This window comes from Synergistota bacterium (assembly GCA_021159885.1).
GTDB lineage: Bacteria > Synergistota > GBS-1 > GBS-1 > GBS-1 > AUK310.
This window is the reverse complement of sequence record JAGHDO010000024.1, coordinates 1-21,712: the sequence shown is the minus strand read 5'-3', so window position 1 is coordinate 21,712 and position 21,712 is coordinate 1. Positions and strand designations below refer to the sequence as shown.

Here is a 21,712-nt window from a genome sequence, read left to right as displayed (position 1 = left end):
TCCAAGACCATTTTCTCAGCGGAAAGCAAGGAAAACCCCTCCCCTATAGTAAAATTTTCACTATATAATAAATAAAGGAGGAGCTTATTTCAAGAACCCAAAATCCTGAAATAGATCTCTAAAGGACCTATAGTATATATATCTTTCTTAGCAAAAACCCCCAATCTCACTTTTTTGCTTTCTTGCTTTATCTTACTTATAGTTTCATAAAAATCTGCTGCGCTTATCACCCCAATTCTGCGATACAGCGGTTCAGGAAGTACCCCCTTTTTTATAGCTATTTCTCTTACCTTATTCAATATCATCGTAAGCTTATATTCTATCTGATCCTCCGGAAGAGAACCATCAATAGCTACCTCATATATTCTTTCACCCTTCTTAAACACCAATTTATTAGGATAAACCTTTATTCTAATAGGAACCCACTCTCCTACAACTATATTACCTCCTGCAATCAGTCTTACAACTGCCTCTCCATCTATGCGACGCAATTTGAGTATCGCTTTTTTTATATCCTCTGGATGAGCAAGAACGCATCTCATTCCTTCAAAAGGCGGCTCTGCCCCTCTTCCCTTAGCAACGAGATCTGCTTCACTAAAAATCTTCTCCATCTCCTTTTTTAGATAAGAATCCTCCTTCCTTACTTTTATCACTTTTTGATAAACGAGCTCTCCTGCTCTATATATTATAGTTCTTCCTCTTATAGCTGAAATGCTTAAATTAAGCCTTCTTGCCAGTTCTTTGAGCTCAGAAATCCTTGCTTCCAATTCTTTTACCTTCTCTGTTTTTTTCTTAAGCTCTTCACTTTTTTCCTTCAACATAGCTGAAAGTATTTTCATCTCATGTTGAAGACTCTTGATACCAAGAAGAGCTCTATGCACCGAAGGCACGGTAAAAGATAAAAGAAGCATGGTAACAAGTGCTACCATTAATCCTGTAAAAACCGCTATAAGGCTTGTTGTATGACGAGGCCTTAACCCCCACAATGTCAACCTCTTCCGCCCAAGCTTCCATCCTACCCTGTCTCCTATAAAAGCAATAATGGCACTTAAAAGAACTATAACAAGCAAAAGAGGCCAATTAAGCTCCCTAAAAAAATCCATATTTTATTCTCCAATCAGACTTAAACAAAGAAATGTTCCACGTGAAACACAGAAAAGCCCTTCATCTAAAATTCCTCCCCCTCCTCCTTCTCTTCTCTATCCAAGGATTCAGAGGATTTCTCGAAGGATTCTGTTTCTCCAGCTTCATCTGCCGGCAGCACCATCTCACTCTTTCCTATAAATATGGCGCCATCGGCAATAACTAAGTTCGGCGTTTTTATATCTCCTATTAATCTACCTGTCGCAACAAGCTCAAGCTTTTCTCTCGCTTCGACATTTCCTTCAACTTTTCCTGCTATCAATATATTTTTTGCAACAAGAGTTGCTTTCACCACACCTCTCTCCCCAATTACAACATCTCCCTCAGCATATATTTCGCCCTCAAAAACACCATCGACCCTTACAGTTCCATCCGCTTTCATCGTACCCTGAATTTGAGTTCCATCTCCTACTACCGTCTCCGACCTCTCTTTTTCAGAAACGCGTACTTCCGAGCGCCCAAAAACCATCACTCTTCACCCCCTGAATTGAATGCTAATTTTTTTCTAAACAAAAATTAAGCAACAAAATAGGTGCTTAAAATTAAGCACCTTATTGCCTGGGAAATTAAAAAAGAGCAGAAACTTGGTCTTCTAAAAATGCTAAAAATTTTTCCATCTCCGCATCGCTGTTAAAAAAGATCTCTACACTTCTCTGAGGAGATCTTTTAACTCTAACTCTTCTTCTGTAAAGTCGCAAAAATTTCTCTTCAATTTTTCTATCCCTCTCTACCAATCGAACTTTTCTCGATACTTCTTTTTCTACATCCCTAACAGAAAGAGAGTTATTGACTATCTTTTGAGCAAGTTTTATCTGATCATCAGGATTAGAAAGAGATAAAATGGCTCTTGCATGCCCCATCGTTATGCGTCCTTCAGCAAGCATATTTTGTATCTCCAAAGGAAGCTTTAAAAGCCTCAGAATATTAGCCACCGTAGATCTCTTTTTTCCAATTCGATCCGCGACTTCCTCTTGCGTCAAGCCAAATCTATCAATTAGATTCTTTATAGCCCGTGCTGCCTCTATAGGATTAAGATCCTCCCTCTGAAGGTTTTCAACAAGAGCATATTCCATCAGATCTCTATCAGATAATTCCCTCACTATCGCAGGAATCTTGGTAAACCCAGCTTTTTTAGCCGCTCTAAGCCTTCTCTCACCTGCCACCACTTCATAACCTCGATCAGTTTTACGAACAATAATAGGTTGAAGAACTCCATATCTCCTTATCGAAGCAACTAACTCCTCAAGCGCCCCATCATCCCAAGTTTGACGAGGCTGAAAAGGATTTGGGGAAATACTATCTATTGATATCTCTTTTAACTTTTCCCCTTCAGAAGCAGAGGGAATCAAAGCCCCTAACCCTTTACCTAAACCTCCTTTAACTTTAGCACCCATTTATATCACCCTCGCTTTCTCCTTAAAAGCTCTCTTGCCAGAGAAAGATAAGCTTTCGCCCCTTTTGACTTCGGAGCATAATATATAACTGGTTTACCATAGCTTGGAGCTTCACTAAGTCTTACACTTCTTGGGACAATCGTCTTATAAACCTTGTCCTTAAAATAATTTTTAACTTCCGCTGCTACTTGTTGAGATAGTTTTGTCCTTACATCAAACATAGTTAATAAAACTCCGTCTATCTCTAAGTTTGGGTTTAAATAGTCCTTAACAAGTTCTATCGTTTTTAAAAGTTGCCCCAATCCTTCGAGAGCATAATATTCACACTGTATAGGAATTATAACAGCATGAGCTGCAGTTAAAGCATTTATCGTAAGCAACCCCAGAGAAGGAGGGCAATCCATAAATATATAATCATACTTTCCCATCAATGAATCTAAAGCTCTTCTTAAGCGTGTTTCACGTGAAACAGCATTAACCATCTCTATCTCTGCTCCCGCAAGGTCAATATTTGCAGGTATTATATCCAAGTTCACGTAAACATTTTTTAAAATCGCTCTCTCTATCTCCACATTTCCTAAAATAACATCGTATAAACTACATTCTATTTTTTCCTTCTCTATTCCGACTCCGCTTGTGGCATTTCCCTGAGGATCTACATCAACCAAAAGAACTTTCTTACCAAGAGAAGCAATGGCAGCAGAAAGATTAACAGCCGTAGTACTCTTTCCCACACCACCCTTTTGATTAGCCAGAGCTATAGCCCTCGTTTTTTTCATCCTCTTCACCTCTTAAAATTCGTATTCTTAACTCCTCAGTTTCACTATCAGAGATTATTTCGAATTTAACACCATGTTTTTCGTATTTAGAAAGAAACTTTGAAATCAGATTTCTGAGTTCCTCTATAGATCGGGGTGTTTCGGCTGATTTGGTTCTTATTTCCCGGGAAATTAAACCAAGCATTTTATTAACGAGTTCCTCGGTTTGGTTCACATTAAGCTTTCTTTGCTCTATTTGTTTCAGGGCTTTTAGAATCTCCGACTCAGAAGGGAGTTTAAGAAGAGCTCTGGCATGTCTTTCGGTAATAGTACCATCGATCACTCTTTCTTGAACTAAAGAAGGAAGTTTAAGAAGTCTGAGTTTGTTAGCAATGGTTGACTGCTTTTTGCCTACCATTTGAGCAATCTCTTCCTGAGTTAAATTAAATTCCAGCATCAATCTTTTGTATCCGTGAGCTTCCTCTATAGGATTCAAGTCTGCTCTTTGAAGGTTTTCAACAAGAGCAAAGACTAATGTTTCTTTTTCGGTGGCTTCCATTATCATCGCAGGTATTTTCTCAAGTCCCGCTAATCTTGCAGCTCTCCAACGTCTTTCACCTGCCACAAGCTCATATCTTTCTTTCCCTATGGATCTAACAATAATAGGTTGGAGAACCCCCATTTCTTTAATAGACTCAGCTAATTCTTTAAGAGATTCTGGGTCGATCATCCTACGAGGTTGATAAGGGTTTAAAACAATAGAATCAATGGGAATCTCTTTTAATTCTTTGTGAGAGGTATCAGTAACAGAGGAGGGTGCCTGTTCTAACATTGGTTCTTCTTTCTTCTCCTGCCTGGTTTTTCCAAACCACATTATCTTCACCTCCTTATAAAGGTCTCTTAAACGGTATTCCCGGTCTCCTCGGGAATTTAGAAGGAGTAGAGGCTTCCTTCTTAATAAACACTAAATTCCCCTTAAAGTCAATACCTTTTATTATATATTCCTCCACTCTTTCAATAGTTCCATTCAAAAGTTTTAAAGCCTTTTTTGCTTCTTCTATCTCTTTTTTCAACTTTTTTCCCTTATAAGCTACTAAAATCCCTCCAATCTTTAAGAGAGGGAGCGATAATTCTAAAAGAACCCTTAGTGAAGCCAAAGCCCTTGCTACCACTAAATCATAGCTTTCCCGTTTTTCAGAAGCTCTTCCAAGATCTTCCGCTCTCTGCCATAATACTTCCACTCCTGCAAGTTCAAGTTCAGATACCAAAGATTTCAAAAATAGAGCTTTCTTTCGGGAGGATTCCAAAAGAGTTAATTTTAATTGAGGATGTATTATTTTAAGAGGAACTCCTGGAAAACCCGCTCCACTTCCAATATCTAATACCGTTTCGAAGGAAGAAAAATCTAAAAAAAGCGCTAATTTAAGTGAATCTATAAAGTGTCTATAGATAATCAAATCGGGGGATTTAATAGAGGTAATATTAAAAGGGGTTTCCATAAGGAGTTTAAGATACTTCTTAAACTTATTTTCCTGATTTTCATCCAATCTTATACCTTCTTCTTCAAAGAGCTTTCTCATTTCCCTACACAAAATTGAGAAAAAATCATATTCAATAAATCTTCCGTATATTCTTCCCCCGTTATTTCTCCTAAGAATTGTAAAGCTTCTCTTATTCCTATTGCTACTATATCATATGTCATGCCTCTTTCTAAAGCAAGCAACGAGTCATTTAAAGAGCTCAAAGCTTTTTCTAAACGCTTTATATTCTGTAATGATGTCATCCAAACTTCTCCGCTTAGGTCGACTCCCTCCTGGACCTCAGAAAGAATCGCCTCTTTAAGCTCATCTATTCCTTCCTCATACAATGCCGATATCCAGACCTCTTTATTCCTTGGGAATCTTTCTCTAATTTTCTCCTCTTCTATCTTCATCGGAAGATCCTTTTTGTTATATACTAATATGACCTTCTTTTCCTTAAGCTTATCCATTATCATAAAGTCCTCTTCTGATAACTTTTGAGATGAGTCCAAAACCAAAAGAACGATATCAGCTTCTTCAAGCTGAGAAACACTTCTTAAAACGCCCTCTCTCTCTACCTCATCACCCGCTTGTCTTATTCCAGCTGTATCTACAAGTCTCAGAGGAATACCACCTACATTTAAAACCTCTTCTATCACATCACGTGTTGTACCCGGTATAGAAGTAACTATCGCTCGTGCTTCTTGCAAAAGAGCGTTTAAAAGAGAAGACTTTCCGACATTAGGCTTACCGCATATAACAACTTTTATACCTTCTCTGTATAGAGAGCCTGCTCTCACAGATTCTATTACCTTTCTCAATTCAAGGATAAGCCGATCTATCTCTTTCCTAATTCCCTCTTGAGATATTAAAGGAAGGTCCTCTTCAGGAAAGTCAAGAGAGGCTTCAACCCAAGAAGAAAGAGAGAGAAGCCTTTCCCTAAAAGAGCTTATTCTTTCTCCAAATTCCCCTTTAAGCTTTCTCGTTGCTATTTTAAGCGCTTGTGAACTTCTCGCTCTTACTAGCTCCAATACTGCTTCCGCTTGCGTAAGATCTATCCTGCCATTTAAAAAAGCGCGGCGGGTAAACTCACCTGGTTCTGCCAGGCGAGCCCCCACCGCTAATAAAATCTCCAATATTTGGCGCGCAACTAAGGTTCCTCCATGACAATTTATTTCAACTACATCTTCTCGCGTATAGCTGTAAGGAGCTTTCATAAGAGAAACTATTACCTCGTCTATCTCCAATCCTGTCAATGGGTCTACTATATATCCATACGCCATCTGATAAGTTTTCATGGTTTTAAGGTTCTTTTTCTTCCCTCTAAAGATTTTCGAAACAATATCTATTGCATCAGGTCCACTTACCTTTAAGATAGCAACTCCGCCTTCCCCCCACGGAGTAGCCAAGGCAGCTATCGTATCCCTCTCCATCACTTAGGAGCTATAACCACCCTCCTATAAGGTTCTCCTCCTATACTTAGCGTGTAGACCCGAGGATGATCTTTAAGCGCAAGATGTATAACCCTTCTCTCCCAAGCTGCCATTGGTTCAAGCGTGAAAGACTTCCCTTCCTCTTCAACCCTCCTTGCTATCTTCAAAGCTACTTCCTTGAGCTTCTTCCTCCTTTTTTCCTTATATCCCCCCGCATCAACCTCCACTCGCTTTGGATAAAACTCCTTGGAAACTGCCATATTCAACCACTCTTCAAGAGCTCTTAGAGTAGCTCCTCTTCTTCCTATAAGAAGACCCGCGTCTTTACCCTCTATAATGAGCATGTCCCCATCTGCAACTCTCACGCTTACATCAACCATCATTAATCTCAAAAGCTCCTTAAGAAGGGATTTCGCCTTAACAACATGAGCTGCCAATTTTGGCCTTCCCCGAAGTTTAACCTTCTGACCTAAAAGTCCCAGAAATCTCCTTTCTTCCTCCAACACCTCCCACTCAACCTCCTCCTCACTCATTCCGAGTTCCCGAAGAATCTTTTCCTTTGCCTCCTCCAAAGTTTTTCCCTCCGCTTCCAACCACTCTGCCATCCTTCTGTCCCTCCTTCACCTTACGAGGCGGTTCCTTATAAAGCTTCACCTTTGTAGGCTCAGAAAGCTTTACCTTTCTCATAACGTAAAGCTGGTGCACTAAACCAATGAGGCTTGATGTTAGCCAATAAAGCAGTACTCCCGCAGGAAGGCTGTAGGCTATAAACAAAATAAAGAGAGGCATAAACCATGTCATCATCTTTGCTTGAGGGGTTGCCTCAACAGAAGTAGTTATTTTCTGATGAACAAAAGTTTCTATTCCAACAAGGGCTAAAAGTATCATGTCTGGCTTGCTTAAATCTTTTATCCAGAGAAAAGAGGGGTTTTCAAACTTATAAGACATAAGGACCCTAAAGAGCAGTATCAGAATGGGCATCTGAGCTAAAAGGGGCAGACAGCCAGCTGCAGGATTAACCCCTTCTTCCCTATAAAGTCTCATAAGCTCCTGATTCAACTTTTCCTTATCATTTCTATATTTTTCCTGTAACCTTTTTATCCTCGGCTGAAGTCTTTGCATTTGCTGCATCGATTTCAACTGCTTATGAGTTAAAGGATAAAGCAGAAGTCTTATTATTACAGTCAAAAGAATTATAGCCAAGCCTGAATTGCCCGTAAGGTGATAGCAGAACAACAAAGCGCTTTGCATCAAATCGCTGGCAGATTGCCATATACTACTCAAACTATTCCCTCCTTCCTACGGAACCGGATCATAACCCCCCGGATGAAAAGGATGACACTTCAATATCCTTCTTAAGGCAAGATATCCTCCCTTAATTAAACCATATCTCTGTATGGCCTCATAAGCATACGCTGAACATGTAGGGGTAAAACGACAGGAGGGGGGATAAAGAGGAGAGATAAACTTTCTATAAATCAGAATAAGTTGAAGAATGACTTTCCTCATCCTCTCTAATCACCCCCGCTTCTTTCCAAACCTTTTCAAGCTTACTCCACCAATACCAGAGATTTCTCCCCTGAGCTCCCGGTTTTACCATAACTATCATCCAAAAGCCTTCTCTTAAACGCCACCTATTCAACCTGAAAATCTCTCGAAGCAATCTTTTAATCCTGTTTCTCTCAGGAGCATTTCCAATCTTTTTAGGAACTATACAGCCAAACTTTGAGGGACCATTCCCTTTAGATAGAAAAAAGAAAAGGAAATCCCTCTCCTTGAGGACTTTTCCCTTCTTCACGACTTCTATAATTTCTTGACTCTTCCTTAACCTCACCTCCTTCGGAAATCTTAGACTGTGAGACGCCACCGACCCTTCTTTCTCCTTCTTTTGATTATCCTTCTCCCACTCGGCGTCGACATTCTTGCCAAGAAACCATGCGTTCTTTTTCTACGTATGTTGTGCGGTTGATACGTTCTCTTCATCGCCGATCATCCCCCCTTCCTCGCCTTCTAAACTATACCTTCTATAATACTTCTTGTCAACGGGGAAGGCTTTTGTTATGATAAGGTTGAGTTTATCCACATGTGGATAACTCTGTGGATACTATAAGACCAACCCCTTAGAATAACGAGGAAATTTTATCCACAGGGATTTGTGAATTATGTGGATGGTGATGAACATGTTTAGCGCAGATGAGCTATGGGAAAAATCACTGAAGAAGCTTAAGGAAGTCATTTCGAAACCAAGCTTTGAAAGCTGGGTAAGGAGCTTAAAGCCTGTAGCTTTGAGCGAGGAAGAGCTAATCCTAAAGGCCCCAAATAAGTTCACGGTAGACCAAATCAAAAGAAGATTTTTAAAAACGATAGAAAATATTGCTTCTGAGATAGCGGGAAAAAATCTTACTATAAGGCTCACCATTCCAAAAGAAGAAAACCAAAGTCTCTCAGCAAGGGAAAGCGAGCCCCCTTATCCAGAAAGAGTACAACTTGACTATAGATACTATGGACTAAACCCGAAATATGTTTTCGAAACTTTCGTTGTTGGAAAGTGTAATAAACTTGCGCATGCAGCGGCTTTAGCAGTCGCAGAATCACCTGGAAGAACATATAATCCTTTATTTATCTATGGAGGCGTGGGGCTTGGAAAAACTCATCTTATGCATGCTATCGCTCACTATGTGCTTAAAAAGAATCCCTATACCAAGGTAGTATACGTATCTTCAGAGAAATTCACCAATGAGCTTATAAATGCAATAAGAGATGATAGAACCAACGATTTTAGAAAAAAGTATAGAGGAGTGGATCTTCTTCTTATAGATGATATTCAATTCCTTTCGGGTAAAGAAGGAACTCAAGAGGAATTTTTCCACACTTTTAACACGCTTTACGAAGCTAATAAACAGATAGTTATTTCAAGCGATAGACCCCCAAAGGAAATTCCAGACCTTGAGGATAGATTAATATCAAGATTCGAATGGGGTTTACTCGCAGATATTCAGCCTCCAGATTATGAAACGAGAGTTGCAATCTTAAAGAAGAAAATGGAACTTGAAAACGTGGAGCTTCCTGAAGATGTAGTAGTGTTTATAGCAGAGAACTTTACATCGAATATAAGAGAGCTTGAGGGAGCTCTGATAAAGCTTGTAGCTCACTTTTCCTTACATACCGATGAGGAAATAACGGTATCAAAGGCAGCTGAGATACTTAAGGATATATTACCAAGCAAGCGTGGAGAAATAAGCGTTGATGAAATAAAAGAAACAGTTGCAGCAGAGTTTAATATATCTATTGCCGACCTGTTAAGCGATAAAAGGGCTCAGGAGATAGCTCTTCCAAGACAAGTAGCCATGTATTTATCAAGAGAACTTACTAATCTTTCTCTCCAGCAGATAAGCAAAGCATTTAGAAAAAAAGATCATACCACTGTTTTACATGCTCATAAGAAAATCTCTCAAATAATGAAAAAAAATCCAGACTTAAGAAAGCGTATTGAAAAAATTCGTGGAAGGCTTGGTGTATAAATGTGGATAACTTTTCGCTATGCACTTGTTCTGTGAAACCTGTGGAAAAGTCCCAGATCTTTTCCACAGGTTTATAAACCATGATATAAACGGTAAGATAAGAGCCAAAGCATGTTTTCCACAAATTTTCCATTCCTATTACTCTAACTACTTTAAGTCAATCTTTTAATATTAGGAGGGATCAATAATGAAGATTCTTGTGGAAAGAGAAGAGCTCTTAAGAGGATTGCAGCTTGTAGCAAGGGCGATAAATCCCGGTAGCTCTATAACCATACTTTCAGGAAGCTTGGTAGAAACAAAGGAAGGAAAGGTAAGCTTTAAAGGAACAGATCTTAAAATAGGTATCCAAACTGAAGTTAAAGCTATAGAGATATCTGAAGAGGGAAAAGTTATTATTCCTTTGAAAAACTTCTATAACATAGTAAGAAAGCTTCCTGAACGTCCTGTAGAACTTGAGGCAAGGGAAAACATATTACATTTGAAAGCGGAAGGAATAGAATATACCTTTACTACCTATCCTGTTGAAGATTATCCCGAATTTCCAGCCCTCGATGAGTGTGAACTTATCTTCGAAACCGAGTGCGATCTTTTGTCTAAAATGATAAGAGAAACATCTTTTGCAGGTTCTCCTCATGATGAGATACCTCCATATCTTTCAGGAACGCTCTTTGAAATTAAGGAAGGAGAACTTAGAATGGTTTCTACGGACGCCAAGAGACTTGCTCTTACAAAAATGCCGGTTTCAACGAATAAAACAGGAAAGTATCTAATACCCATAACTACCCTTGAGGAACTACGAAGAATAATAACCTTGGGTAAAATAGAGATGTACGAAGTAAAAGGAGAAATAATGTTTAAATGGGAAGACGGAATATTCTGGAGTAGATTAATAGATGCCGAATTTCCACCATATGAAAAGGTAATTCCAACAGATTGGGTTACCAGAGTTACCGTTTCAGCTGATGAGCTTGAATCTGCTATGGAAAGAATTAGCTATCTTGTGAAAGAACGGGGAAACATTATAAAACTTGAAATAGAGGAGGGAAAAATAACCTTAAGTGGAGAAGTACCCGAGCTTGGCGCGGGAAAAGAAAGAATTACCGTTGAATATGAGGGAGAACATCTCAAAATAGCCTTTAATGTTCGCTTTTTCTTGGATATGCTAAAGCACGTTGATGCAGATTACTTTACCATTGCTTTTAGAGGAGCTCTTGAACAAGCAGTTATAACGAAGGAGGGCAAGGACGATTTTCTATATATTCTCATGCCAGTAGCTATACCTGATGAAACTTGATGAACTATACTTGTTTAACTTTAGAGCTTTTCGATCGATCGAACTTAAGCTTTCCCAAAAAACCCTCTTCTTTGGACCTAATGGAGCTGGAAAAACTACGCTTCTTGAAGCTATCTATATGCTTTGCTGGGGAAGATCCTTTAGAACATCGAGAGATATAGAGACGATCAAATGGGGTGAAAGCTCATCTCATATAGAAGGTAAGTTTAAAGAAGAAGAGTTTTACAGCGTGAAATTATCTTTAACTCATAAAGGGAAGAAAATAGTTTTAAATGGAAAGCACATCAGTCGCGCAGAGCTTATAGGAAAGATACCTGTTTTGTTTCTTTCTCCTGAAGAGCTCTCTATGATCGATGGTCCCCCGAAATTGAGGAGAGCTTTCATTGATAGGGTTTTATCCCAAGTAGATGATGGCTATTTGATAAAGTATAGATCCTATTTTCGATTACTCAAGGAAAAAAATTCTATTTTGTCTAAAAGCAAGAGCTATACAAAGCTTCTTGAGATCATTGATGAAAGGATGCTAAGTCTTGCTATTTATATATGGGAAAGGAGAAGAAAATTTCTTGATTTACTTAGGGATGAGGAAATTCAGATAAAGTTTAAGCCTTCGGGTTTAGATATTGAATTAGAGCATGATCTTTTGAAAGAGATTATGCATTCTCGTAGGAAAGATGAGATAAGAAGGGGGTTTTCTTTATTTGGTCCTCACCTTGATGAATTCGAGATAATGAAAAATGGAGTATCCTTAAGAAGGTATGGCTCACGAGGAGAAAAAAAATGGGTAGCTTGGAAAATATATCTTAAAACCTTAGATGCGTTTATAAAGACGGGTACTACTCCGATTTTCCTAATAGACGAGATTCTTGCAGAGCTCGATCCTTTAAGAAGACAAAATGTATGGAAAGAGCTATCAAAACTTGGCTGTCAGGTATTTATGACTACTCTATCTCCTCAGGAGGGAGAAGGGTTTATCGCCTTAGAGGTTAAAAATGGAGAAATTAGGAAGTATAATAGCTAAGCTTCTTAAAGCTCATGAGAAAAGACTTTCGGAAGAGACCCTGAGGATAAGATGGCATGAGATAGTAGGAGAGAAAATTGCTATAAGAAGCTATCCTTTAAGAATAGAGAGAGGAATTTTAAAAGTTGCGGTTCGGGATGGGATATGGGCTAAGGAGTTTCAGCTTAGAGAAGAGGAATTTTTAGGCCTTCTTAAGGATTATAATATAGAGGGAGTGAGGTTTATACCAATGCCTCAAATATTTTTAAGAAGGAAGTGAGGAGTTTGTATATAGTTTTGGGAGGAGGAAAGGTTATCTCATCCGATGATGTTCTGATGATATTTAATTTAAAAGGATGTGAGCATAAATCTTTGCTAAATATAGAAATAGTCGAGAGTGATGGAGCTTCTACACATAGGACTCTTGTAATAACGGTCGATGGTAAGGGTATATACACTAATTCTCTTGTTTCTACGATAGTAGATAGAATTAAAAGATGGAGGGATAGGAGGAATGTCTAAGTATACCGCCAAAGAAATAGATGTCCTTGAAGGTATAGAGGCTGTTAGAAAGAGACCAGGGATGTATATAGGAGATACTGGTAAAAGAGGATATCATCATCTTCTATTCGAAGTCGTTGATAATGCTGTTGATGAAGCTCTTGCTGGTTATTGCAATTTCGTTAAAGTTGTCTTGAGAAAAGATGAGAGCGTATCCGTCTTTGATAATGGGAGAGGTATACCTGTTGATCTTCATCCTAAGACGAAAAAGCCTGCCTTAGAGACGGTTATGACCTATCTTCATGCGGGAGGAAAGTTTTCTAACAAGGCCTATAAGGTTTCGGGAGGGCTCCACGGTGTAGGAGTTTCAGTAGTTAATGCGCTAAGTGAATGGCTTGAGGCAAGGGTTTTCAGAGATGGAAAGGTTTACAGACAAAGATACGAGCGTGGTAAACCCGTTGAACCGGTTAGAGTTATTGGTTTTTCTGCCCAAACGGGTACAGAAATAACCTTTAAGCCTGATCCGGAGATATTCGAGGAAAAGCTCGCTTTTGATTATTCCCTTATAAGAGAAAGACTTAGGGAAATATCCTTTCTTATACCTGGTCTTAAGATCGTCCTTGTTGATGAAAAAGCTGGAAGAGAAGAAACTTTCTATGAGAAAAGCGGACTTGAAGGGTTTGTAAAATTTCTTTGTGGAGACAAAAAGGAAGCATATCCTATTATCTCCGTATCGGGAGAAAAGGAGAATCTTATTCTCTCTCTTGCATTTACTCACGTTGATAATGTCGATGATAAGGTACTTGCTTTCGCAAACCTTATAAGAAACGAAGAGGGAGGAACTCATCTTATAGGCTTTAAAGTTGCATTAACCAGAGTAATTAATGAGATCTCAAGGACCCATGGAATACTTAAAGGTAAAGATCCACGTTTGAACTGGGAGGACATAAAGGAGGGAATAATTGCGGTTCTCTCGGTTAAGCTTCCAGAGCCTCAATTTGAGGGACAGACTAAAACCAAGCTTGGAAATCCTTATGTTAAGTCTGCAGTAGAGGATATATTAAGAAGCAGACTTACCCTATTTTTTGAAGCGAATCTGAAAATACTTTCTGAGATAGTCTCACGAGCTATAAGAAGTCATCAGGCAAGGGAAGCAGCAAGAAGAGCGAGGGAGCTCGTTAGGAGAAAGAGCCTTCTCTCAAGCGATTCCCTTCCGGGTAAGCTCGCGGATTGTCAGACGAGGGATCCTGAAAAGGCAGAGCTCTTTATAGTTGAGGGAGAATCAGCAGGGGGGTCAGCTAAGCAGGGCAGGGATAGGGCCTTTCAAGCAATACTTCCTCTAAAGGGAAAGATACTTAACGTTGAGAAAGCAAATATGACGAAGATACTTAAGAATGAGGAAATAAGAGCCTTGATCTCTGCTCTTGGAACGGGTATAGGAGAGAGCTTTGATATAGGAAGATTGAGATATCATAAGATAATTCTTATGACAGACGCGGATATAGATGGCGCTCATATAAGAGCTCTTCTTTTGACCTTTTTCTTTAGACACGCGAGACCTGTTATAGAAGGGGGATATCTATATATAGCTCAGCCTCCTCTCTACTATGTTAAAATGGGTAAAGATGAGAGATATCTCTACAAGGAAGAAGAGCTTCAATCTCTTCTTAAAGAAAGCGATGGGAGGGGAAAGATTATCGTTCAAAGGTATAAGGGGTTGGGTGAGATGAACCCTGAGACTCTCTGGAGAACGACAATGGATCCCGCAAGAAGGGTCCTCTATAGGGTGAAGATAGAAGATGCCGTTGAAGCTGAGAGGTTACTTGAGGTTCTTATGGGAGATAGGGTTGAGCCAAGAAGAAGGTTTATCCAAACACATGCTAAGGAGGTAAGGAGTCTGGACGTATGATGGGTAGACTGATAAATCTTGCTTTTGAGCGCGAACTTAAGTACAGCTATCTCGACTATGCGATGAGCGTTATAGTGGGAAGAGCTATACCTGATGCAAGAGATGGCTTAAAGCCTGTTCAAAGAAGGATTCTATATGCTATGAGAGAGCTCAATTTAAAACCGGGGGCTCCCTTTAAAAAGAGCGCACGTGTGGTTGGAGAGGTTCTCGGTAAATATCACCCTCATGGAGATGCGTCAGTTTATGATGCTCTCGTTAGAATGGCGCAAGATTTCTCATATAGATATCCTTTAGTTGAGGGTCAGGGGAACTTTGGATCAGTGGATGGGGATCCACCCGCCGCCATGAGGTATACCGAGGCCCGCCTGTCGTGGATAGGAATGGAGGTTTTAGGGGAGCTTGAGGAGGATACGGTAGACTGGGCGCCAAACTTCGATGGTTCCTTAAATGAACCGGTGGTTTTGCCGTCCAAAATCCCAAATCTATTGGTGAATGGAACTTCTGGAATAGCTGTAGGAATGGCATCATCTATTCCCCCTCATAATCTCGGTGAGATTATAGATGCCCTTGTATATCTTATAGAGTATCCTAATGCTTCGATGGATGAGTTAGCGAAGATAATAAGGGGTCCAGATTTTCCCACGGGAGGAATAGTCTGCGGAACAGAGGGTATAAGAGAGTATATGAAAACGGGCAGAGGTAGAATTCTCGTCAGAGGAAGAGCTCATATAGAGCGTGGGAGGGTTAATAGGGTTGTTATAACTGAGATACCTTACAATGTTAGTAAATCTCAGCTTATTAAAACCATTGCTGATCTCGCAAGATCAAGGAGAATAGAGGGTATTTCTGATCTGAGGGATGAGAGCGATAGAAGAGGAATGAGAATAGTAGTCGAGGTGAGTAGAGGAGCCTTACCTGAGGCGGTCTTGGCAGGTCTTTATAAACATACACAGCTTGAGACGACGTTTAGTGTGATTAACCTCGCTCTCGTTGATGGAACACCTAAAATTATGGGTATCAAGGATATGCTCAGGGTCTACTTTGACCACCGATGCGATGTCGTCAGACGAAGAACTCGCTTTAGACTGAGAAATGCTGAAAGAAGAGCGCATATCCTGCTGGGATTTAAGATAGCTTTGGACAACATAGATCTTGTGATCACCTTGATAAGAGCCTCGAAAACTCAGGAGGAGGCGAAGGAAAAGCTTATAAAGAGGCTCAACCTCAGCGAGCTCCAGGCTGAAGAGATACTGAAAATGCCCTTAGGTAGGCTAACCCGTCTTGAGAGGAGCAAGATAGAGGAGGAGTATCGGGAGAAGGTCAAGCTTATAGCTGAGCTTAAGGAAATACTCGAGAGCAGAGAAAAGCTCTATTCTTTAATAAGGGAAGAACTCCTTGAGATTAGGAGAAAGTATACAGATAAGAGGAGAACCGAGATACTTGGTTTCAGACCTCCAGATCCTGAGCTTCCGAGTAAAGAGTATATAGTAACGCTTTCCCATGAGGGTTATATCCGACTTAAGGAAGCAAGTGATAGGAGAACGAGGACGAAGCTCGAACTCGTTGGAGGAGATATGCCCCTTATGGTTACGAGCGCTGAAAGTGGGGACAGACTATTGATATTTACAAGTGGAGGGAGAGTTTTTTCGCTTGCTATAGATGGGGAGAAGCTCCCCTCGCAAGCGTTCGCTGGAAGAGGTATAAGTTTAAGAACCCTCTTCGATCTTGGAGAGGATAAACCGGTTGCCTTTAAGGTTCTTAAAGAGAAGGATTACGTTTATATATTTACAAAGAAGGGCTATATTAAAAAGGTTGGACTTGATCTGCTCGGAGAGGTTAGAAGAAAAGCGGGAAGGAAGCTTATAAGGCTTGAAGAAGGAGATGAGATAGTAAGGGTCAGGTTTGGAGAGAATGAAGAGGAAGTGGTGCTTTTATCTGACTCCGGTAAGGGCTTTCGCCTCGATACATCGTCTATAAGGGCTTCTAACCCCGCCAGCGGTGGGTTAAAAGCGCTTTCCGTGGGAGATAATGAAACTCTCGCGGGGGCGGAAATAGTTAGGGGAAAGGAAATGCTGATATTTACCTCAAATGGCTTTGCAAAGAGAATACTTATTGAGGAAATACCGTTGAGAAACCGAGCTGGCAAGGGTGTTTATCTTTACCCGCCAAGTATCCGGCAGGGTAAGATAGTCGGGTGCTGGAATGTCAGCGGAGATGCCGAAATTCTGGCGCTCACTAAGAAGGGATCGATTTGTAGGCTATCGGCAGGAGATATTCCTCTACTATCTAGAACCAGAAGAGGTGCAAAGGTTTTAAGATTGGGGGAAGGAGATGAAGTTGTAGATGTTCTCGTTAGCACCTGAGGGCAGAAGGATAATATATGCCTTTTTAATCATAGCCAGCGTTATTTCTATGTTTTCCCCTTGGCTTTCTCTGCCCTTCTGGTTTGTGTTCCTTGGTTTACTTTATTTTTTCAGAGATCCAGATAGAGTTGCTCCTTGTGGGGAAGAAGTGATAGTTTCCCCAGCAGACGGGAAAATAATAGAGATATCTGATACTTTTGAGGGAAGGTTTTTAAACGCTCCCTCGAAAAAGATCAGTATATTCATGAGTTTACTGGATGTTCATGTGAATAGAGCGCCTTTGGATGGAAAGGTCGTTTATAAAGAGTATGTACCTGGTGCTAAAAAGGTGGCATTTGCTCCAAAGACATCGGAAATAAATGAAAGAAGTTATCTGGGCTTAAGAGGGAGGGTTCCTGTTCTTCTGGTTCAAATAGCTGGTTTTGTGGCAAGAAGAATAGTTACCTATCCTGAGGAAGGGGATTACCTTAGGAAAGGTGAAAGATTTGGGATTATAAAATTGGGTTCTCGTGTCGATCTTTATCTTCCTCCCCATGTTTCTTTGCTTGTTAGGGAAGGAGATAAGGTTAAGGCAGGGGAAACGGTTTTGGGGGTGGTGATAGAAAATGAAAAGAGAGAGATGGCCTACGTTTCTAACGAGCGGTAATCTCATGTGTGGAATCCTCTCCATGATGCTTGTATATCATGGACATCTTACTGCTGCTGCGTGGTTGATAGTTGTAGCCATCTTATTTGACTTCCTTGATGGTAAAATTGCAAGACTGTTAGGAGTAAGTGGTGATTTTGGTAAAGAATTTGATTCCCTTGCTGATATAGTTTCATTTGGGGCAGCTCCTGCGCTTCTGATGTATGCCTATGCGCTTCACAACTATGCTCTTTTCGGAGCCATGGTGGGAGTGGTTTATGTTTTATGTGGTGCACTGAGGCTTGCCCGGTTTAATTTATCTAAACCAATGCCATATTTCTTAGGGCTTCCTATAACTGCAGCAGGAGGTTTTATAGTCAGTCTTTTCATTTCTAAGATTTCTCTTCCATTACCCATAATGGTTGCTATAATATTTTTTATTTCTTACCTTATGGTTAGCAAAGTAAAGTATGGAAATCTTAAAAAGCTATCCAGAAGGAGTCAACTTAACAAGAAGGTTTTTCTTCTTCTTTTCTTCATATTCTGTGGAATTATAATAGCTTCTCCTCGAATGGCTCCCCTTATAAGCATGTCCGTTTATGTTTTAAGTGGCCCTTTAGGATTAGATTGGGGAAAGATTATAACTGTTAAAAACGATGAGGAGGGGGAAGAAAGTGAAAGCGAAAAGGCTTGAGGAACTCACCTGGGAGGAGTTAGAAGGTTTAGGAGAAAGCATTGTAATTATACCCATTGGTAGTGTGGAACAGCATGGGAGACACTTGCCGCTTGGAACAGATTCAATGGTAGCTATAGCTCTTGCTGAGGAAGCTTCGGCAAGGACAGGAGCTATAGTAGCTCCTCCTTTGTGGTATGGCTGGTCGCCTCATCATATGGTTTTACCTGGTACGGTTAACATAAGACCTGAGGTTTTAGAGGAGTTGCTATATGATCTAATTTCCTCTCTTTCTGAACATGGCTTTAAGCACTTTATAGTGATAAATGGACATAGAATAGTTAATATACCTTGGATCCAACTTGCTTCTGCAAGAGCAAAGGAAGATTTAGAAGTAGAAATTTATATCTTTGATCCTGCATATGCTTCAAAGGAGTTTAAATTTGGAGAAATAGGACATGCGGAAGAAATAGAAACTTCTCATATGATGGTTATACGGCCGGAGCTTGTTAAGAAAGAAAAAATAATAGACTCCCCAAAGAAAGACTCCCCAAAGAAAGAAGGATACCTTTATTATGTTGACCCCTCATCTCCATATGACACGTTGTGCTATCTTCCTTCGAGGAAGCATATGGAAAAGCTTGCAAGGGAAAGTGGGGGAGTAAGTGGTTCTCCATCAAAAGCCTCTTATGAAAAAGGAGAAGAATACCATAGATATCTTGTGGATAAATTAGTAAAACTTATAAAGCATATAAGGGGGTATAACAATGGGTGAAAGGTTTGTTTATATAAATGGGGAGTTTTATCCTTCTTCTGAGGCAAAGATATCTGTATTTGATAAAGGTTTTCTTTTTGGTGATGGAGTTTTTGAAGGAATAAGGGTTTATAATGGAAGAATTTTCAAGCTGGATGATCATCTTAAGAGGCTTTATAGATCTGCTCGAGCTATACTTGTGGAAATTCCCCTCTCATTTGATGAGCTTAAAGAAGCAGTCATAGAGACGGTCAGGAAAAACCAACTTAAAGAAGCTTATATAAGGCTGATAGTATCACGGGGAATAGGAGACCTTGGTCTTGATCCTACAAAGTGCTCAAAACCCACCATTGTAATAATAGTAGATGAGATAGCTCTTTTCTCCAAAGAGATATACGAAAAAGGAATAGAAGCGATAACTTCTTCCGTAAGAGCTTCCTATGGAGATATTTTACCTCCTCAGGTAAAAAGCCTTAATTATTTGTCACACATATTAGCCAAATGGGAAGCGATTAACGCAGGAGTTCATGAAGCTATCATGCTAACTCGTGAGGGATTCGTGGCAGAAGGAACAGGAGAAAATATATTTATTATCAGGGATGGGTACCTTATAACCCCACCTTCTTGGGTAGGAGCATTAGAAGGAATTACACGCGAGATAGTCTTGGAGATTTCCTGGGAAATAGAAGAAATTGAAGATATAATTGAAGACATTTTTACTCGATTTGACTTGTATGTCGCGGATGAATGCTTTTTATGTGGTACTGCTGCAGAAATAGTGCCTGTGGTCAAGGTTGATGGTAGGGTTATAGGAAGTGGAAAACCTGGAAATATTACCCGGGAAATAATGAGGAGGTTTAGAGAGCGGATAAACAGAGAAGGAGTTGATGCTTTTAAATGAAGGTGTTGGTTATTAATCCGGGTTCTACATCTACAAAAATAGCTTCTTTTAATAATGAGGGAGAATTATGGAGAGAGATTTTATATCATCCTACACAAGAGCTTTCTTCCTTTAAAAGAGTCGTTGATCAATATGATTATAGAATGAGAAGGATCATAGAGGTTTTGAGTAGAAGAAAAGAAGATATTTCTTCTTTTGATGCGGTAGTAGGGCGTGGAGGAGTTTTAGATCCTTTAGAAGGAGGGACTTATATTATAACCCCAAAAGTTTTACAGGATCTTAGAAAAGGTAAACCGTGGGAACATGCTTCTAATTTAGGAGGGATAATAGCCTTTGAGTTGGCAAAAAGGGCAAACATCCCAGCTTTTATAGTGGATCCCGTTTCTGTAGATGAGCTTGAGGAAGTGGCTCGTTTTACAGGTTTACCTTTTATAAAAAAAAGAAGCCTTTTTCATGCCTTAAACATTAGAGCAGTGGCGCGAAAAACAGCAGAGAAGATAGGAAAAAAATTTGAGGAGTCAAACTTTGTTATAGCTCATTTAGGAGGAGGAATATCAGTTGTTGCCATTAAGAGAGGAAAAGCTGTTGATGTTAATAACGCTAATGAAATGGGACCTTTCTCTCCGGAGAGAACTGGAGGGCTTCCCTCTTTGCCTCTTGTAAAATTTGCGGTTAATGGTGGGTATTCTTTCTCTGAAATGAAAAGACTTCTTGCAGGAAATGGAGGTGTAAAAGCATACTTAGGAACTGCGGATCTGAGGGAAGTACGAAAGATGATAGAAAAAGGAGATTCAAAAGCAGAGGTAGTTTATAAAGCTATGATTTATCAAATTGCAAAGGAAATTGGAAGCATGTATGCTTCTCTTCAAGGGAAAGTTGATGCTATTGCTATAACTGGAGGCATAGCTCATGATGATATTTTTGTAAAGGAACTGAAAAAATATATAGACTGGATGGCTAAAGTTTTTGTTTTTGAAGGAGAGTTTGAGATGGAGGCTTTAGCGTTGGGAGCTCTACGTGTTCTTAGAGGTGAGGAGAAGGCGAAGCGCTATAAGGAGGGAGGTCTATCTTGAAGAAGCTAAAAGAGCTGCTAAGTATGGCTAAGGAAGGAAAGAGAAGAACTATTGCTGTTGCTTCTGCAGAAGACTATGATGTTCTGGAGGCCGTTTATCTTGCTAAAAAGGAGGGGATAGCAGAACCTATTTTAGTAGGACGATTGGAAAAGATAGAAAAAGCAGTTCAGGCTCTTAATATCGATTGTAATCAATTTGAGATTATTGATGCTACCGATCCAATTTCTTCTGCTCAAATTGCTGTCAAAATGGTTAGAGATGGGGCTTGTGATCTCCTGATGAAAGGTCTTGTTAAGACTGCGGAGCTTTTAAAAATAGTGCTTGATAAGGAAATGGGTTTTAGAACAGGGAGACTCTTGAGCCATGTTTTTTTAGTCGAGGTTCCGAGAAGACGTCGCTGGTATGCTATAACCGATGGTGGAATAGTTATATCTCCGTCTATTGCTGAAAAGTTGCAGATACTTGAAAATGCGCTGGAGTTAATGCATCTCTTAGGGATAAGAGAACCTAAGGTTGCTGTTTTGGCAGCTGTAGAAACGGTTACTTACTCAATGCCTGCCACAGTAGATGCTGCTATGTTAACCGTTATGGCTGCAAGGAAGCAGATAAAGGGTGCTATAGTTGATGGCCCTCTTGCACTTGATGTTGCCATCTGCTCAAAGGCGGCAAAAGTTAAGGGGGTAAAAAGTCCTGTTGCTGGTAAGGCAGATGTCCTTCTCGTACCGGATATAGAGGCAGGAAATCTCTTAGGAAAAGCGCTTGTTTATGGTTGCGGAGGCGTAGCTGCTGGTGTTGTGATGGGAGCCCGTCGACCAATAGTTTTAACTTCAAGAGCGGATAGTGCGGAGAC

The 21,712-nt window shown here is 40.0% G+C and carries 25 protein-coding genes; 13 read left to right on the top strand and 12 right to left on the bottom strand.

Annotated elements, in window-relative coordinates; genetic code table 11:
* Window positions 1–89: 89 nt before the first annotated feature.
* From J7M13_02075 to rpmH, 12 genes are all read right to left on the bottom strand, one after another.
* Window positions 90–1,103: a DUF3084 domain-containing protein gene (locus J7M13_02075; GenBank protein ID MCD6362777.1), complete on the bottom strand. Its 1,014-nt coding sequence runs from the start codon at window positions 1,101–1,103 to the stop codon at window positions 90–92.
* A 65-nt stretch (window positions 1,104–1,168) separates the two neighbouring features.
* A complete protein-coding gene (locus J7M13_02070) occupies window positions 1,169–1,612 on the bottom strand; it encodes a polymer-forming cytoskeletal protein (protein ID MCD6362776.1) in 444 nt (147 codons plus the stop codon).
* 97 nt (window positions 1,613–1,709) lie between these two features.
* A complete protein-coding gene (locus J7M13_02065) occupies window positions 1,710–2,537 on the bottom strand; it encodes a ParB/RepB/Spo0J family partition protein (GenBank protein MCD6362775.1) in 828 nt (275 codons plus the stop codon).
* Between the two features lie 5 nt (window positions 2,538–2,542).
* On the bottom strand, window positions 2,543–3,316 hold the full coding sequence (locus J7M13_02060) for a ParA family protein (protein MCD6362774.1): 774 nt from the start codon (window positions 3,314–3,316) through the stop codon (window positions 2,543–2,545).
* Complete coding sequence (locus J7M13_02055; GenBank protein ID MCD6362773.1) at window positions 3,285–4,169, bottom strand: ParB/RepB/Spo0J family partition protein; 885 nt, start codon at window positions 4,167–4,169, stop codon at window positions 3,285–3,287. Before J7M13_02055 ends, J7M13_02060 begins: the two co-directional genes overlap by 32 nt.
* Before the next feature lie 13 nt (window positions 4,170–4,182).
* Window positions 4,183–4,842, bottom strand: coding sequence for a 16S rRNA (guanine(527)-N(7))-methyltransferase RsmG (gene rsmG, locus J7M13_02050; protein MCD6362772.1), 660 nt, complete (start codon window positions 4,840–4,842; stop codon window positions 4,183–4,185).
* Window positions 4,843–4,871: 29 nt separating this feature from the next.
* The gene (mnmE, locus tag J7M13_02045) at window positions 4,872–6,248 is read right to left on the bottom strand and encodes a tRNA uridine-5-carboxymethylaminomethyl(34) synthesis GTPase MnmE (GenBank protein ID MCD6362771.1); all 1,377 of its coding nucleotides are present in this window, start codon (window positions 6,246–6,248) and stop codon (window positions 4,872–4,874) included.
* Window positions 6,248–6,820 carry a KH domain-containing protein gene (locus J7M13_02040; GenBank protein ID MCD6362770.1) on the bottom strand — a complete coding sequence of 191 codons (573 nt, stop codon included), beginning with the start codon at window positions 6,818–6,820 and terminating at the stop codon, window positions 6,248–6,250. The genes mnmE and J7M13_02040 overlap by 1 nt, the downstream gene beginning before the upstream one ends.
* On the bottom strand, window positions 6,774–7,499 hold the full coding sequence (locus J7M13_02035; GenBank protein MCD6362769.1) for a membrane protein insertase YidC: 726 nt from the start codon (window positions 7,497–7,499) through the stop codon (window positions 6,774–6,776). Before J7M13_02035 ends, J7M13_02040 begins: the two co-directional genes overlap by 47 nt.
* 48 nt (window positions 7,500–7,547) lie before the next feature.
* A complete protein-coding gene (yidD, locus tag J7M13_02030; protein ID MCD6362768.1) occupies window positions 7,548–7,757 on the bottom strand; it encodes a membrane protein insertion efficiency factor YidD in 210 nt (69 codons plus the stop codon).
* Window positions 7,720–8,082, bottom strand: coding sequence for a ribonuclease P protein component (gene rnpA / locus J7M13_02025; GenBank protein ID MCD6362767.1), 363 nt, complete (start codon window positions 8,080–8,082; stop codon window positions 7,720–7,722). The genes yidD and rnpA overlap by 38 nt, the downstream gene beginning before the upstream one ends.
* A gap of 14 nt (window positions 8,083–8,096) precedes the next feature.
* Window positions 8,097–8,231: a 50S ribosomal protein L34 gene (rpmH, locus tag J7M13_02020; protein MCD6362766.1), complete on the bottom strand. Its 135-nt coding sequence runs from the start codon at window positions 8,229–8,231 to the stop codon at window positions 8,097–8,099.
* A gap of 197 nt (window positions 8,232–8,428) precedes the next feature.
* Between rpmH and dnaA the strand changes: the two genes are divergently transcribed.
* From dnaA to J7M13_01955, 13 genes are all read left to right on the top strand, one after another.
* Window positions 8,429–9,769, top strand: a complete 1,341-nt coding sequence (gene dnaA, locus J7M13_02015) for a chromosomal replication initiator protein DnaA (GenBank protein ID MCD6362765.1) — start codon at window positions 8,429–8,431, stop codon at window positions 9,767–9,769.
* Window positions 9,770–9,956: 187 nt separating this feature from the next.
* Complete coding sequence (gene dnaN / locus J7M13_02010) at window positions 9,957–11,063, top strand: DNA polymerase III subunit beta (GenBank protein MCD6362764.1); 1,107 nt, start codon at window positions 9,957–9,959, stop codon at window positions 11,061–11,063.
* Window positions 11,053–12,084: a DNA replication and repair protein RecF gene (gene recF, locus J7M13_02005; GenBank protein ID MCD6362763.1), complete on the top strand. Its 1,032-nt coding sequence runs from the start codon at window positions 11,053–11,055 to the stop codon at window positions 12,082–12,084. The genes dnaN and recF overlap by 11 nt, the downstream gene beginning before the upstream one ends.
* Entirely contained in the window at window positions 12,056–12,343 is a 288-nt protein-coding gene (locus J7M13_02000) for a DUF721 domain-containing protein (protein MCD6362762.1), read from the top strand. Before recF ends, J7M13_02000 begins: the two co-directional genes overlap by 29 nt.
* Before the next feature lie 5 nt (window positions 12,344–12,348).
* Window positions 12,349–12,585 carry a hypothetical protein gene (locus tag J7M13_01995; protein ID MCD6362761.1) on the top strand — a complete coding sequence of 79 codons (237 nt, stop codon included), beginning with the start codon at window positions 12,349–12,351 and terminating at the stop codon, window positions 12,583–12,585.
* Window positions 12,578–14,473 (top strand): DNA topoisomerase (ATP-hydrolyzing) subunit B, encoded by a 1,896-nt coding sequence (gyrB, locus tag J7M13_01990; GenBank protein MCD6362760.1) that lies wholly within the window; start codon window positions 12,578–12,580, stop codon window positions 14,471–14,473. Before J7M13_01995 ends, gyrB begins: the two co-directional genes overlap by 8 nt.
* Window positions 14,470–16,836, top strand: coding sequence for a DNA gyrase subunit A (gyrA, locus tag J7M13_01985; protein MCD6362759.1), 2,367 nt, complete (start codon window positions 14,470–14,472; stop codon window positions 16,834–16,836). Before gyrB ends, gyrA begins: the two co-directional genes overlap by 4 nt.
* Complete coding sequence (locus J7M13_01980) at window positions 16,817–17,482, top strand: phosphatidylserine decarboxylase (GenBank protein ID MCD6362758.1); 666 nt, start codon at window positions 16,817–16,819, stop codon at window positions 17,480–17,482. Before gyrA ends, J7M13_01980 begins: the two co-directional genes overlap by 20 nt.
* Window positions 17,442–18,155, top strand: a complete 714-nt coding sequence (gene pssA, locus J7M13_01975) for a CDP-diacylglycerol--serine O-phosphatidyltransferase (protein MCD6362757.1) — start codon at window positions 17,442–17,444, stop codon at window positions 18,153–18,155. Before J7M13_01980 ends, pssA begins: the two co-directional genes overlap by 41 nt.
* Complete coding sequence (locus tag J7M13_01970; GenBank protein ID MCD6362756.1) at window positions 18,118–18,909, top strand: creatininase family protein; 792 nt, start codon at window positions 18,118–18,120, stop codon at window positions 18,907–18,909. The genes pssA and J7M13_01970 overlap by 38 nt, the downstream gene beginning before the upstream one ends.
* Window positions 18,902–19,789 (top strand): branched-chain-amino-acid transaminase, encoded by an 888-nt coding sequence (ilvE, locus tag J7M13_01965; protein ID MCD6362755.1) that lies wholly within the window; start codon window positions 18,902–18,904, stop codon window positions 19,787–19,789. Before J7M13_01970 ends, ilvE begins: the two co-directional genes overlap by 8 nt.
* Window positions 19,786–20,862 carry a butyrate kinase gene (gene buk, locus J7M13_01960; protein ID MCD6362754.1) on the top strand — a complete coding sequence of 359 codons (1,077 nt, stop codon included), beginning with the start codon at window positions 19,786–19,788 and terminating at the stop codon, window positions 20,860–20,862. The genes ilvE and buk overlap by 4 nt, the downstream gene beginning before the upstream one ends.
* A partial coding sequence (locus tag J7M13_01955) for a bifunctional enoyl-CoA hydratase/phosphate acetyltransferase (GenBank protein MCD6362753.1) occupies window positions 20,859–21,712 on the top strand: 854 nt, incomplete at its 3' end. The genes buk and J7M13_01955, both read left to right, overlap by 4 nt.